Annotated in this window: 15 protein-coding genes; 10 read left to right on the top strand and 5 right to left on the bottom strand. The window is 38.3% G+C overall.

Annotated elements, in window-relative coordinates; translation table 11 throughout:
- Positions 1–11 precede the first annotated feature (11 nt).
- Positions 12–905 carry a 5'-3' exonuclease gene (locus QUF49_RS10105; protein WP_425590462.1) on the top strand — a complete coding sequence of 298 codons (894 nt, stop codon included), beginning with the start codon at positions 12–14 and terminating at the stop codon, positions 903–905.
- Here the strand turns inward: QUF49_RS10105 and QUF49_RS10100 are convergent.
- Together QUF49_RS10100 and QUF49_RS10095 are read right to left on the bottom strand one after the other, a co-directional pair.
- Positions 902–1,831, bottom strand: a complete 930-nt coding sequence (locus QUF49_RS10100; protein WP_289495535.1) for a DMT family transporter — start codon at positions 1,829–1,831, stop codon at positions 902–904. The two genes, QUF49_RS10105 and QUF49_RS10100, sit on opposite strands and share 4 nt — an antisense overlap.
- Positions 1,824–2,231, bottom strand: coding sequence for a reverse transcriptase-like protein (locus QUF49_RS10095; RefSeq protein ID WP_289495534.1), 408 nt, complete (start codon positions 2,229–2,231; stop codon positions 1,824–1,826). Before QUF49_RS10095 ends, QUF49_RS10100 begins: the two co-directional genes overlap by 8 nt.
- Positions 2,232–2,301: 70 nt before the next feature.
- On the opposite strand from QUF49_RS10095, the gene QUF49_RS10090 reads away from it, so the two are divergent.
- From QUF49_RS10090 to QUF49_RS10080, 3 genes are read left to right on the top strand one after another with little or no spacing between them, the layout of a single operon-like run.
- Positions 2,302–2,970, top strand: coding sequence for a reverse transcriptase-like protein (locus QUF49_RS10090; protein ID WP_289495533.1), 669 nt, complete (start codon positions 2,302–2,304; stop codon positions 2,968–2,970).
- A 53-nt stretch (positions 2,971–3,023) separates the two neighbouring features.
- Positions 3,024–3,323, top strand: coding sequence for a DUF6123 family protein (locus QUF49_RS10085; protein WP_289495532.1), 300 nt, complete (start codon positions 3,024–3,026; stop codon positions 3,321–3,323).
- Positions 3,324–3,325: 2 nt separating this feature from the next.
- The gene (locus QUF49_RS10080; protein WP_289495531.1) at positions 3,326–3,970 is read left to right on the top strand and encodes an HD domain-containing protein; all 645 of its coding nucleotides are present in this window, start codon (positions 3,326–3,328) and stop codon (positions 3,968–3,970) included.
- A 205-nt stretch (positions 3,971–4,175) separates the two neighbouring features.
- Here the strand turns inward: QUF49_RS10080 and QUF49_RS10075 are convergent, their stop codons facing one another.
- Positions 4,176–4,502, bottom strand: coding sequence for a 2Fe-2S iron-sulfur cluster-binding protein (locus QUF49_RS10075; RefSeq protein ID WP_289495530.1), 327 nt, complete (start codon positions 4,500–4,502; stop codon positions 4,176–4,178).
- A 175-nt stretch (positions 4,503–4,677) separates the two neighbouring features.
- On the opposite strand from QUF49_RS10075, the gene QUF49_RS10070 reads away from it, so the two are divergent.
- The 4 genes from QUF49_RS10070 (at position 4,678) to QUF49_RS10055 (ending at position 9,329) form a co-directional block, all read left to right on the top strand.
- Positions 4,678–6,366 carry a formate--tetrahydrofolate ligase gene (locus QUF49_RS10070; RefSeq protein WP_289495529.1) on the top strand — a complete coding sequence of 563 codons (1,689 nt, stop codon included), beginning with the start codon at positions 4,678–4,680 and terminating at the stop codon, positions 6,364–6,366.
- A 54-nt stretch (positions 6,367–6,420) separates the two neighbouring features.
- Positions 6,421–6,570 carry a YycC family protein gene (locus tag QUF49_RS10065; protein ID WP_082861366.1) on the top strand — a complete coding sequence of 50 codons (150 nt, stop codon included), beginning with the start codon at positions 6,421–6,423 and terminating at the stop codon, positions 6,568–6,570.
- A gap of 78 nt (positions 6,571–6,648) precedes the next feature.
- The gene (locus QUF49_RS10060; protein ID WP_289495528.1) at positions 6,649–7,509 is read left to right on the top strand and encodes a CvfB family protein; all 861 of its coding nucleotides are present in this window, start codon (positions 6,649–6,651) and stop codon (positions 7,507–7,509) included.
- A 401-nt stretch (positions 7,510–7,910) separates the two neighbouring features.
- Positions 7,911–9,329 carry an amino acid permease gene (locus QUF49_RS10055; protein WP_289495527.1) on the top strand — a complete coding sequence of 473 codons (1,419 nt, stop codon included), beginning with the start codon at positions 7,911–7,913 and terminating at the stop codon, positions 9,327–9,329.
- 18 nt (positions 9,330–9,347) lie between these two features.
- On the opposite strand, the gene QUF49_RS10050 is transcribed toward QUF49_RS10055, so the two are convergent.
- Both QUF49_RS10050 and QUF49_RS10045 read right to left on the bottom strand, forming a co-directional pair.
- Positions 9,348–10,889 (bottom strand): solute symporter family protein, encoded by a 1,542-nt coding sequence (locus tag QUF49_RS10050; RefSeq protein WP_289495526.1) that lies wholly within the window; start codon positions 10,887–10,889, stop codon positions 9,348–9,350.
- On the bottom strand, positions 10,886–11,221 hold the full coding sequence (locus QUF49_RS10045; RefSeq protein ID WP_289495525.1) for a DUF485 domain-containing protein: 336 nt from the start codon (positions 11,219–11,221) through the stop codon (positions 10,886–10,888). The genes QUF49_RS10050 and QUF49_RS10045 overlap by 4 nt, the downstream gene beginning before the upstream one ends.
- 212 nt (positions 11,222–11,433) lie before the next feature.
- Between QUF49_RS10045 and QUF49_RS10040 the strand changes: the two genes are divergently transcribed.
- Together QUF49_RS10040 and QUF49_RS10035 are read left to right on the top strand one after the other, a co-directional pair.
- Positions 11,434–12,114, top strand: coding sequence for an MgtC/SapB family protein (locus QUF49_RS10040; protein WP_289495524.1), 681 nt, complete (start codon positions 11,434–11,436; stop codon positions 12,112–12,114).
- Between the two features lie 12 nt (positions 12,115–12,126).
- Positions 12,127–12,699 (top strand): cysteine hydrolase family protein, encoded by a 573-nt coding sequence (locus QUF49_RS10035; RefSeq protein WP_289495523.1) that lies wholly within the window; start codon positions 12,127–12,129, stop codon positions 12,697–12,699.
- Positions 12,700–12,721 lie beyond the last annotated feature (22 nt).

Here is a 12,721-nt window from a genome sequence, read left to right as displayed (position 1 = left end):
ATTTAAAGAACATGGACATGGAGAAGAAAGAAGTACTGCTTTTGATAGATGGATTTAATTTGTTAAGCAGATGTTATTTTGCTACAGCATATGGAAAAGAAATGCATGACCTGCCACGGAACTCTAAAGGGCAATTTATTAATGCGATTCGCGTAACGATACAAAAACTGCTTATGCTTGTTCGTGAACATGAACCATCACATATCGTTGTTGCGTGGGATGTTAAACGTGACGAAACGCTCAGAAGAGAGAAATTTGCAGATTACAAAGGAACAAGGAACGAATTGCCTGACCCTCTTATTCAGCAATATGAGACACTCGTCCAGCTTTTTGATGACATTGGAATCACTCAAGTTACGATCCCAAGATATGAAGCTGATGACATTATTGGAACACTCGCTCATCGCTGGCGCAATGAACGTGACGGAGAATGCATCATTTACAGCAATGACCGCGATTTGCTGCAGCTTTTATGTGAAAAAACGTCACAGCTGATTACGGTAAAACGCGATGAACTGAAGTATACGCTGAATCATTTTCAAGAGGAGTACGGCATCACACCTAATCAATGGATTGATGTTAAGGCTCTCTTAGGTGATAAGAGTGATAACATTCCAGGTGTAGCAGGTGTTGGTGATAAAGCAGCATTACCACTCATACAGCAATATGGAGCGGTTGAATCTATTTATGAGAACTTTGAAAATTTAGATCCGAGGTATAAACGTTACCTTAAAAAACTTGAAGCTGGCCGAGAAATGGCTGTTTTAAGTAAAGACCTATGTACGATTTTTACGGATGTGCCTGATGTAATTGACAGAGATTTAGAGGAATGCAGATATATTTTAGACAAACAAATCGTTCGAAGCGCTTTGCAAGAACTTGAGATACAAATAAGAGTGGGTTAAGAAAGATCCCACTCTTTTTGTTTGCGTTTTATAAATAAATCATTAAATTTGATTTCAGACAGAATCATACCCAGCAATATAAAGAAACACCCCGTTAACGCTTTTGGTCCAAGACGTTCACCAAGCATGAGGAAGGCTGTTATGGCTGCAAAAACGGGTTCCATAGCAAAAATGAGAGCCACCCTTGCAGGAGTAGTAAACGATTGAAAATATGTTTGTGCTAAGAAAGCTAAAGCTGTTGCAAACAATGCAGTGATTACTAGTGCAGTGATTACTTCGGGTTGAAGCACCATTTTTGCTGCAAACATCTCTCGCCAATTCTCTGTGAATAAAGCTGTAAAAAAACTTAAGACAGAAACGGTTGCAAGCTGTATGACTGTTAAACACAAGGCATTGAATGATCCAGCGAACTTACCGGTAAAAACAATATGAAGAGCAAAAGAAACAGCACATAACAGTACATAAGCATCGCCGACATTTAATGTTAAACTGTTGTGTATAGTCAGTAAGTAGAGACCTGCAACAGCAAGTAACGAACTTATTCCGACTTGCCAATTCAGCTTGTGTTTCAACAAGATATAGCTAAAAAGCGGTACTAAAACCACACTTAAGCCTGTAATAAATCCAGCTTTAGATGATGTGGTATATAATAGTCCAACCGTTTGAAGGCCATAACCTAGGAACAACCAAAATCCGAGAATAACACCGCTTATCAAAAGATTTTTATTTTTAAAATGAATGAGTGATGACGAGTTAAACAAAAATAGAATAAGAACCAAGATAAGTGCCGCAAAACTAAAGCGTATCGTATTAAAGGAATAAGGCTCTAAAAAAGCAATAGCTTTTTGCACGATAACAAAAGTAGTTCCCCAGATCAGTGCAACCAGTAATAAATTGAAATCCGCAAACCAAGGTTTTTTAATCATTTGGCTGGCTCCTATTCATTTGAATGGCTTGCCTTGCCAATTCATCTGCTATCTTATTTTGTTTGGATGGTATCCACTTAATGAAAAACAGGTCGAGCTGTTGTGATAAGTTTAACGCTTTTTCTAATAGTTCAGTATAACGTTTATCTTTTGCGTATCTTTTATCGATCGCTCTTTCTACGGCTTGAGAATCTGTGCGAAAGGATACAATTCTCCAATCGTTTTCAATACATAACTCTAATCCATGAATAAGCGCATGATACTCAGCTTCATGGTTAGACATAACACCAATTGGAAAACGATGAGAATGAGTTGTGCCATTTCCGATTTTTACATATACGCCGGCTCCAGAAAGTCCCGGATCACCTGCACTCGCACCATCAATGTATATCTCTATCAAATGCGTCTCTCCTCTATATAAATATATACGTATTATAAAGTACTTTATAAAAAACAAAAAGGAGAATACTATGAACTTCTCAATAGAGTATATGTACAAACACCCTAAATCACCATTAAAGATTCGGTTTGTTTCTGATCCAATGTCATTGAACGAAGCTCTCTTTATTACAGCTGACCTTGAAAAAACAGGAAGAGTGTCTGAATTGATCTTTATCGATACGAAGGGTGTTTCTTGGACAAAGAAAGAGCTTTTGAAGCTAACAGAGGTAAAAAACGAAGAACCTAAGAACATCTCGATCTATTTTGATGGAGGGTATAAGGCAGAAACGGGAGCGAGCGGACAAGGAATTATCATTCGTTACTCTCAAAACGGCGTGAACTACCGCATCAAGAAAAACGCTAGTTTGACAAACCTTGAATCCAATAATGAAGCAGAATATGCTGCATTGTGGATCGCTGCACAAGAACTTGAAGAGCTTGGTGTACAGTATGAGGAAGTAATCATTCAAGGTGATTCAAAGGTAGTTATAGAGCAATTGAAAGGTGAATGGCCTTGTTATGAAACAAACCTCCAGAACTGGGCAGACAAGATCGAAACACTATTTAAGAAGCTTCAAGTCGAACCTGTTTATGAGTGGGTAGCAAGAAATAAAAATAAAGATGCAGATCAGCTGGTTACTCAAGCATTAAACGGAAAGATCATTCAAGCAAAGAAAGAAGTCATTGATAATCTTTAATAACTACTGGTACAATTTACTAGAATCTTTTGATTTTGGGGATGAGGTAAAAAATGGAAGAAAATATCCTAGATGATTATGTAGCTTTGCTGGCTTCTAAAGGGTTTCGTTTAAATGATGGTGATCTTCATTTTATTGATTTTGGCAGACATTATACCGATGCTACAGAATCACAAGTGAAGATTGCATTAGAAGTTACGCTCATACAGCAATTATCTTTTGATGGAAGTTACTTTATTGCACTTCTTGAATCTTTTGTAAAAGAGAAAATCACTTCAAAGAAACGCGCCTATGCTTTACTGAATCGATTAAAATCAAGCAGAGAAAAGAAACATTCTTGTACAGTGGGGTAAGCATGAAACATACGATGATCGATCAAACAGAGAATTTTGTAAAGAACAAGCTAAAAGACGAAAGCAGCGGACATGATTGGTATCACATATACCGTGTAAGAAATCTAGCTGAAAAAATTGCTGAAAAAGAAGGAGCGAACCATTTTGTATGTGTAATGGCTGCGTTGCTTCACGACATAGCTGATGAAAAAATTGCTGGAAGTGAAGAAGAAGGGTTAGAAGAAGTAAAGCAATGGCTAGAGTCTATATCCGTTGAAGATCATTACATAACTCATATTTTGTCCATTATTTCTACTATGTCTTTTAAAGGCGGTAATCAAACTGAGATGAATTCAATCGAGGGGAAGGTCGTTCAAGACGCTGACCGGCTGGATGCACTCGGAGCTATTGGAATCGGAAGAACGTTTGCATATTCAGGAGCAAAAGGACAATTGATGTACGACCCTGAGATTCCTGTTCGAGAAAAAATGACTAAAGAACAGTACCGAAATGAAAAAAGTACGGCCGTTAACCACTTTTATGAAAAACTATTAAAGTTAAAGCATGGAATGAACACATCTTACGCAAGAAAGCTTGCAGATGATCGTCATGTATTCTTAGAGAGCTTTTTGGATCAGTTTTTCGGTGAGTGGGAAGGGAAATTATAAGCTTTTACTTTTGAGTTCTGCTCGATTTAAGAAGAAACAGTCTTTTAATGACAACTATTCTATTCAATTTCACCAGTTTTCATCTTTTATTGACGAGTTTTTCAATTATATTGACAAGTTTTTCAATTATATTGACGAGTTGTTGATTTATTTTGACAAGAAAAAAAAGCCCCATTTCAGGGCTTTTTTTCACTTTTGTCTAGTATTAACACTCTTCAGCAGGACGTGGACCAGCATCCAAACCTTCAGATGTTACAGTAAGGATTGGCTTAATGGAAGCGTCTTCCGTAACACAGATTTGGCATGATAATCGAACATTGCCAGACAGACCTTTTGTAGCGATAATATTTGCTTCATTTTCTCCTATAGGACCTAAATCTCCGGATAAAACCTCAACGCGGCATGTTGTACACTTTGCTTTTCCTCCACAACGGTGGAGAATGTCGATTCCGTTATCCTCTAAAGCGTTTACAAGTTTCTTTCCGTTCTCAATCTGATATGTACCAAAGCCTTGAACGTCAATTTTTGCCATTATACTGCCTCCTAATAAATCTCTTAGTATATCTTTCCATACCTATTATACGATATCCTCTTACCAAGTAAACTAAACGATTAAAACTTGTAATAGAAAAACTCGTCGCATCACATACTTGTTTCATATACAATAGATAGTGGAGACAATTTTACATATGGAGGGTTAAATCAACATGCTAGAAAAGGTTACGTATAAAAGTGATATCGAGATTGCCCAATCAGCTAAAATGCTGCGAATTGAAGAAATTGTAGGACAACTAGGAATTGAAGAAGATGATTGGGAGCCTTACGGAAGATACAAAGGGAAACTCTCATTAGATCTTTTTCAAAAACTTCAAAGTGTTGAAGAGGGAAAAGTAGTCTTAGTTACAGCAATTAGTCCAACACCTGCAGGAGAAGGTAAATCTACGGTAACAGTTGGACTTGGACAAGCACTTAATCGTGTAGGAAAGAAAACGATTATCGCTTTGCGTGAACCATCATTAGGCCCTAGCATGGGGATTAAAGGCGGAGCAGCAGGTGGTGGTTATTCACAAGTCATGCCGATGGAAGATATCAATCTTCACTTTACTGGCGACCTGCATGCCATTACTACTGCGAACAATGCATTAGCCGCACTTATTGATAACCACATTCACCAAGGAAACGAGTTGAATATCGACCCGCGGCGCATCGTATGGAAGCGTGCATTAGATATGAACGACCGCGCTTTAAGAAAAATCGTGATCGGATTAGGCGGACCCGTTCAAGGCGTTCCTCGTGAAGACGGGTTTGATATAACCGTTGCATCTGAAGTTATGGCGATCTTCTGTTTAGCGAACGATCTAGAAGACTTAAAAGCACGACTTTCTAGAATGGTTGTAGCATTTGATTATGACAATCAGCCTGTTACTGCAGGGGATTTGAATGCTCATGGCGCGCTGACATTGCTATTAAAAGACGCAATTCGTCCAAATATCGTTCAAACATTGGAAAACACACCAGCTCTTGTTCATGGTGGTCCTTTTGCCAATATTGCTCATGGATGCAACAGTGTAATCGCAACAAAACTTGCATCTAAGTTAGGCGATATGGTTGTGACAGAAGCTGGATTCGGTGCTGATCTTGGAGCTGAGAAGTTCTTAGATATTAAAGCGAGATATGCTGGTATCAACCCAAGCGCAGTTGTTATTGTGGCTACAGTTAGAGCGCTTAAAATGCACGGTGGCTTAGCTAAAGAATATTTGAAAAATCCAGACGTTGGAGCACTTGAAAAAGGAATGCCAAACCTTGAGAAACACTTAGAAACATTAAAACACTTTGGTGTTCCAGTCGTTGTTGCCATCAATAAATTTGTTACAGACACAGATGAAGAAATTGCATTTATTAAAGAATGGTGTAAAGAAAAAGGCGTTGCCGCTGAAGAAGCTGATGTATGGGCTAAAGGCGGAGAAGGCGGAGAAGCGCTGGCAAAAAGAGTATTGGAGACGATTGAAACAGAAAAAAATTCATACAAACCATTGTATGAATTAAACGTTTCTTTACAAGAAAAAATAGAAACCATTTGTAAAAAAGTATACGGAGCTGGCGAAGTGCAATTCTCTCCAAAAGCACTAAAACAAATGAAGCAGTATAATGACTTTGGATGGAATGAACTGCCTGTCTGCATGGCAAAAACTCAATACTCATTCTCAGATGATCCGAAAAAGTTAGGACGTCCCGAAAACTTTACCATTACGATCAGAGAACTGAAACCTTCAATCGGGGCAGGATTCATAGTAGCTCTAACGGGGGATGTTATGACAATGCCAGGATTACCTAAAGTGCCGGCTGCAAACAACATGGACGTTTCAGAAGATGGAAAAGCAGTAGGACTATTTTAAGAAATAGTATAAATGATCCTTACAAACTGCTATACTTCTGTAGGAGGGATGCATATGAAACCATTACAACTTTCAGCAGACACTGCTGTTAAATTAGCAAAGGCATTAAACGTGCCATTGGAGCAGTTGATGCACATGCCACAGCACATCTTAGTAAAAAAACTGATGGAATTGGAAGCATCCAAAGAAAATAAGGATGAATAATTAAGAAAAGAAGGCGAAAACCTACTATGTAGGTTTTTTCTTTTTTCTTATGTATCTTTTAAAAAAAGGAATGAAAATATGGAATCAAAAAAACCAGGTTTAGTATACTCTCTTAAAGTACTAAGGAATTCAGATTTGGGCTATGTTCTTGATTTAGAAGATGGCAAGGAAGTCCTTTTGCACAAAGCAGAAGCCAAAAGCAAGCATGAAGAGGGAAGTTTAGTTGAAGTATTTTTGTATCAAGATCATGAAGGAAGACTTGCTGCTACGGAAACAATTCCAAAAGTACAGCTCGATTCATTGGCTTGGCTTGAAGTAGCAGGTGTAAACCGTAAGTTAGGTGTATTTCTTCACATAGGAATCAAAAAAGATGTGCTGTTATCAAAAGATGATCTGCCTGAATCATGGGACGAGTGGCCACATCTTGGAGACCGTTTATATTCCGGTTTAAAGCTGGATAAAAAGGGACGCCTCTTTGCTGACCTGGCAACAGAAGAAGAAATGGTTGAACAAGCAGAGGCAGCAACTGAAGAAGCATTTAATCAACAAACGTCTGGATATGTTTATAAGATAAACGAAGCTGGTGTCTTGCTGTTTACCGATTCTCAGCACATCGGATTTATTCATAACGACGAATTAAAAGTTAAGCCGCGTCTTGGTCAAAAGCTGGGAGCACGTGTCGCATTCGTTCGTGAAGATGGAAGAATCAACTTATCGATGCGAGCAAGAAAAGAGATTGCGTACAGTGAAGATTCTGAGCGTATTTATCAATATTTAAGAGAAAACAAAGGACAAATGCCTCTTACGGATAAATCTTCACCCGAAGAAATTAAAGAAACTTTCCAGATGAGCAAAGCTGCATTTAAGCGTGCGCTAGGAAAGCTTATGAAAGAAGAGAAGATCATTCAAGAAGACGGGAAAACATACCTTCAAATCTAATTCTTGCAAGAACCTGATTATTCAGGTTCCTTTTTTGTTTCATAAAACATTTGCCAGTGGATGAAGCATCAACCAACAAGGTTAATGTAATCAAATCATGAAAGAACATTGATTAGGAGGAGGGTATAAGTCTTTTTATTTTTGTCACTTTATGTCGACTCGCCGATATATGAGGAAAACTCGCCGGATTAAGGTCAAAACTCGCGGTAATAACGTTGAAATTTCCGGAATTATTTTAAAAATTTCTTGAATTAGCCCTCTGGATACCCTACTCGGTATAAGAGGTAACCTGTTGAAAGAGCCAAAACAACTACTTCAAGGTTTGCGAAAATAGCTCTTTTTTTATATGAGTTACAACAGTTCTCATTGGGTAAAATAGTTTTAGTGGAAAGGTGGGTTTTGTGTTGAAAAGAAATTTAGGTTTTTGGGTTTTAACGGCGCTTGTCGTCGGTAACATGGTAGGTTCAGGTATTTTTATGCTGCCTCGCTCACTTGCAGAGGTAGCAAGTCCATCTGGTGTTCTTTCCGCCTGGATAATTACGGGGTTTGGCGTCTTAATGACAGCGCTTGTATTCGGTAATTTATCATTAAGGAAACCTGAGTTAAATGGAGGACCTCAAAACTACGCTAAAGCGTTATTTAAGAAAGATTCCAATTCTTCATTGTTAGCAGGTTACCTTGTAAGCTGGGGATATTGGGTAGCAAACTGGTCTGGTAACGTTGCCATCATCACAACTTTTGCGAGTTATTTATCTACTTTTTTTCCTGTTATGACTAACGGAAATCCATTATTTAAGATTCTGGGAACAACAGTTACAACTGGAGGCGTGATTACGTTTGCCGTTTGCACAATCCTTCTTTGGAGCGTCCACTATTTAATTCTGAATGGAATTGAAGGAGCAGGAAAAGTAAATTTTGTTGCAACCGCTGCAAAAGTTTTAGGCTTTTTGCTCTTTATTCTTGCATGTCTCTATGCGTTCCAAGCTAGTAACCTTATTCCTTTTTATGAACCGATCGAAGGAGAAGGCGGTGTTCAAACTGGTTTTCTTTCACAAATCAACAATGCGGCAATTGCTACATTATGGGCTTTTGTCGGAGTAGAATCAGCTGTAGTTTTTTCAACTCGAGCCAAGAAAAAGAGTGATGTAAAAAAAGCAACAATACTTGGACTGATAATCGCACTTGCACTGTACTTAAGTATCACGCTATTGGTCATGGGAACATTGCCACAGAATGAACTGGTTGAATCTCAAAAACCATTAGTTGACGCATTAAAAACTGCCATAGGTCCATCGGGAAGTATGGTGATGGCCACATTAGGAGTCATATCACTATTTGGTGCAACGGTTGGATGGGTCTTATTATCTGCTGAAGTACCTTTTCAAGCCGCTAAACAACGAATGTTTATACCTCACTTTTTAAAAGAAAACAAAAAAGGCTCTCCTGTTTTTTCACTCTGGATTACAAACTTATGTACGCAAGCCTTCTTATTTTCTGTAATCTCTCAATCCATGGCATCAGCATTCGATTTTATGATTTTTATTGCGACATTAGCTTTCCTGGTTCCTTATATGGTCGCTTCTCTTTATCAATTGAAACTTGTAATAAAAGGGGAGACATATGAAGGTTCAAGAAGGAGCCGATCAACAGATGCAGTCATCGCTTCACTTGCAGCTATCTATTCGATTTGGGTAATCTATGCCGGAACAGCTGATATTAAGACCTTTTTATTTGGTATTGCTCTGCTTGCTTCAGGAATACTATTTTATCCTCTCGTTCCAAAACAAGCTGCTACAAAAGAAAAACCGGCTCAAAAATAGCCGGTTTTCTCCCTTTCATTATGCACCTTTACGCAATCCTGAACCTGTATTAGCTTTTACTAATATTTCGTTAAACTTGTCGGCATCAGAAGGTTTTGTTAGCATCGTGCCTACAATTGCTCCTAAGAAACCGAGCGGAATAGATACAATTCCAGGATTCGCGAGAGGGAAAATTGCTTCGCCCGTTAATATAGCTGCTCCTTCTATAGGAGACCAAACGCTTGGCGAAATTGTTACCAAAACTAGTGAGCTTATTAATCCAACAAGCATACCTGTTACGGCACCAGCTGTATTAAAGCGTTTCCAGAAGATCGTAAGCAGGATGATTGGAAGGTTCGCACTTGCCGCAACTGCAAAGGCAAGAGAGACCAAGAATGCAACGTTCAGTTTTTGTGCAAAAAGGGCTAAAATAATCGAGATAATAGCTACGCCAACAGAAGCCCATTTGGCTGCTTTCATTTGCTCTCTCTCTGTCGCATGACCTTTTCGTACGATATGTGTGTAAAAGTCATGTGCAAAAGCAGAAGCTGCTGATAGCACAAGTCCTGCTACAACCGCTAAAATGGTAGCAAAAGCGACAGCTGAAACAAAAGCAAATAAAAACTCCCCTCCAAGCACTTCAGCAAGCAATGGAGCGGCCATGTTTCCAGCTGCATTTGCTGCTACAATTTTATCTTGACCAACAAAAGCAGCAGCTCCAAAGCCTAAAAAGATCGTCATGATATAAAAAGCACCGATCAGCCATGTGGCATATACAACTGATTTCCTTGCAGTAGGTGCATCTTTTACAGTGAAGAATCGGATTAAAATATGAGGAAGGCCGGCTGTACCTAAAACGAGTGCTAAGTTTAATGAGATCGTATCAAGAGGATCTTTAAACTTGTTTCCTGGATTTAAAAAGGACTCACCAAGTGGAGTAGCATTTTTTACTTGGTTAAACATTTCTGTAAAACTGAATCCGAATTTTGCGAATACCATAACAGAAATAATAAATGTACCGAGCATTAATAAAATAGCTTTAACAATTTGCACCCATGAAGTAGCAGTCATTCCGCCAAAAACAACATAGACAGTCATTAAAACACCCACGATAAGGACGGAATATATGTAATCAATACCTAATAACAGTTTGATTAAGGCACCAGCACCAACTAATTGCGCAACCATATAAAAGGTTGATATCGCCATCGTATTAAGTGCAGCAACACCACGAACTTTTTTATCATTGAACCTTGCAGCAATCATATCCGCCATCGTATATTTACCTAGGTTACGAAGTGGCTCTGCGACCAAATATAGAACAACCAGATAGGCTACTAAAAAACCAATGCTATAGAAAAAGCCATCAAAGCCAGAAAGTGCAATTGTGCCCGCAATTCCTAGAAACGAAGCTGCTGACATATAGTCACCTGCGATAGCAAGTCCGTTCTGCATGCCAGTTAGGCCACCGTCAGCTGTGTAGAAATCACTTGTAGTTTTCGTTTTTTTAGATGCAAAATAAGTAATGACTAATGTTAAAGCGACAATTCCTAGAAACAAAGAAAACGCTGTACCATTCATGAGGAGGCCTCCTTGTCCATTTCTGTTACAACTTTTTCAGCAAGCTCATCGAATCGTTTTGCTCGCTTCGTATAGATCATACATAACGACCACGTCATTATAAATTGTGCAAATGCAAAGATCCATGCCCACGAGATATCACCTATGGCCCGTTGGTTCAATACATCTGTGTAAGCTGTTAAAAGGGGAAGGCTAAAGTAAAACAGTAAAAAAAATACGGTCATCGGCATAATAAAACGTTTTTTCTCTTCCATTAACTGCTTAAATTGACTGGATTCAACGATTTCGCTATACCTTGGGTGTTCAAATTTTTGCTGTTTTTTAGGTAACAAGTCATTTCCTCCTCAATATTTAATTTTGTGAAGTAAAAATTTCAAACCTCCTTTTTAACTGAATAGTTTATATTTTCAGATAATAACATTTTCTATTATAAACTGAAAAACTTAATCCTTCAAATGCAAACCTATCGAACTTTAGAAGGATTTAATTCCCCTGTTTGCGTATTATTAAGTAAGGGCAAAAACAGAAGAGAGGTGTGAACATCATGAGTGTTGTCTTAGTTAAACTAGGAATGTCAGCATTTTTCGGACTTATCATCGGAATTGAACGAGAACTGAAAAACAAACCAGTTGGACTTAAAACAAGTCTTGTTATCTCAATAAGCAGCTGTTTGCTCACAATCGTAAGCATTGAATCTGCTAAACAATTTTCACTTGTTTCAAGTCAGACCGTTATGGATCCGATGCGTCTAGCCGCACAGATTGTAAGTGGAATCGGTTTTCTAGGTGCTGGTGTTATTTTAAGGCGCAGCAACGATGTGATTTCAGGACTCACAACAGCCGCCATGATATGGGGAGCATCAGGTTTAGGAATTGCAGCAGGAGCAGGGTTTTATAAAGAAGCAGCAGCTGGTGCATTTTTAATATTGATCAGCGTAGAGCTTATTCCTTTAATCATGAAATGGATTGGTCCGAAAGCATTAAGACAAATTGATATTAAGTTAAAGTTAGTTGTAAATCCTGACACAAATATGAGTGATGTCATGAAAGAGATTAACGAGCTTAAAGTCAAAATCGTTAATGTGAGAATTAAAGATCTAGAAAACGACAACAAAAAGATGGAATTGTCAGCATCCATTTACGAAAAAAGGTATACTACAGACCTTTATGATGATGTGAAGAAGATTGAAGGAATACGCAGTGTTGAGATTGAAACACTTGGTTAAATGGAGGATGGAATGAAAGCATTAATTGTAATTGATTATACGAACGATTTTGTAGCCGATGAAGGTAAGCTGACATGCGGAAAGCCTGGTCAGATAATTGAAGAGAGAATTGTATCACTTACAAAAGAGTTTTTGAGAAATGAAGATTATGTGGTTTTTGCAGTAGATGTACATGAAGAAAACGACCAATATCATCCAGAAAGCAAGTTGTTCCCTCCACATAATATTCGAAACACTGAAGGCAGGGAGCTGTATGGAAAGCTAAATGATGTTTATACAAAAAACCGTGCAGATTTAGCAAAGCAAATTCACTGGTTAGATAAGACTCGCTATAGTGCTTTTGCGGGAACTAATCTAGAATTAAAATTGCGAGAAAGAAACATACAAGAATTGCACCTTACAGGAGTGTGTACAGATATATGTGTATTACATACTGCTGTTGACGCGTACAATAAAGGCTTTTCAATTATAGTTCATGAAGATGCTGTTCAAAGTTTTAGTCAGGCGGGACATGAATGGGCAATATCACATTTTAAAAATACATTAGCTGCCGAAGTAGTCAGCAGCAGTAATAATTTAGTGTAAAGTAAGGGATGACAGTTTAGAC

The organism is Fictibacillus sp. b24 (assembly GCF_030348825.1).
Lineage (GTDB): Bacteria > Bacillota > Bacilli > Bacillales > Fictibacillaceae > Fictibacillus.
The sequence above is the reverse complement of the archived record's forward strand: the minus strand, read 5'-3'. Positions and strand labels throughout refer to the sequence as shown.

Bases quoted from the DNA above. Each gene is read 5' to 3' on its own strand.
- QUF49_RS10050 (WP_289495526.1), bottom strand. From the start codon at position 10,889: ATGAATGGTACAGCGTTTTCTTTGTTTCTAGGAATTGTCGCTTTAACA.
- QUF49_RS10105 (WP_425590462.1), top strand. From the start codon at position 12: ATGGACATGGAGAAGAAAGAAGTACTGCTTTTGATAGATGGATTTAAT.
- QUF49_RS10035 (WP_289495523.1), top strand. From the start codon at position 12,127: ATGAAAGCATTAATTGTAATTGATTATACGAACGATTTTGTAGCCGAT.
- QUF49_RS10075 (WP_289495530.1), bottom strand. From the start codon at position 4,502: ATGGCAAAAATTGACGTTCAAGGCTTTGGTACATATCAGATTGAGAAC.
- QUF49_RS10100 (WP_289495535.1), bottom strand. From the start codon at position 1,831: ATGATTAAAAAACCTTGGTTTGCGGATTTCAATTTATTACTGGTTGCA.
- QUF49_RS10040 (WP_289495524.1), top strand. From the start codon at position 11,434: ATGAGTGTTGTCTTAGTTAAACTAGGAATGTCAGCATTTTTCGGACTT.
- QUF49_RS10070 (WP_289495529.1), top strand. From the start codon at position 4,678: ATGCTAGAAAAGGTTACGTATAAAAGTGATATCGAGATTGCCCAATCA.
- QUF49_RS10090 (WP_289495533.1), top strand. From the start codon at position 2,302: ATGAACTTCTCAATAGAGTATATGTACAAACACCCTAAATCACCATTA.
- QUF49_RS10080 (WP_289495531.1), top strand. From the start codon at position 3,326: ATGAAACATACGATGATCGATCAAACAGAGAATTTTGTAAAGAACAAG.
- QUF49_RS10060 (WP_289495528.1), top strand. From the start codon at position 6,649: ATGGAATCAAAAAAACCAGGTTTAGTATACTCTCTTAAAGTACTAAGG.
- QUF49_RS10085 (WP_289495532.1), top strand. From the start codon at position 3,024: ATGGAAGAAAATATCCTAGATGATTATGTAGCTTTGCTGGCTTCTAAA.
- QUF49_RS10065 (WP_082861366.1), top strand. From the start codon at position 6,421: ATGAAACCATTACAACTTTCAGCAGACACTGCTGTTAAATTAGCAAAG.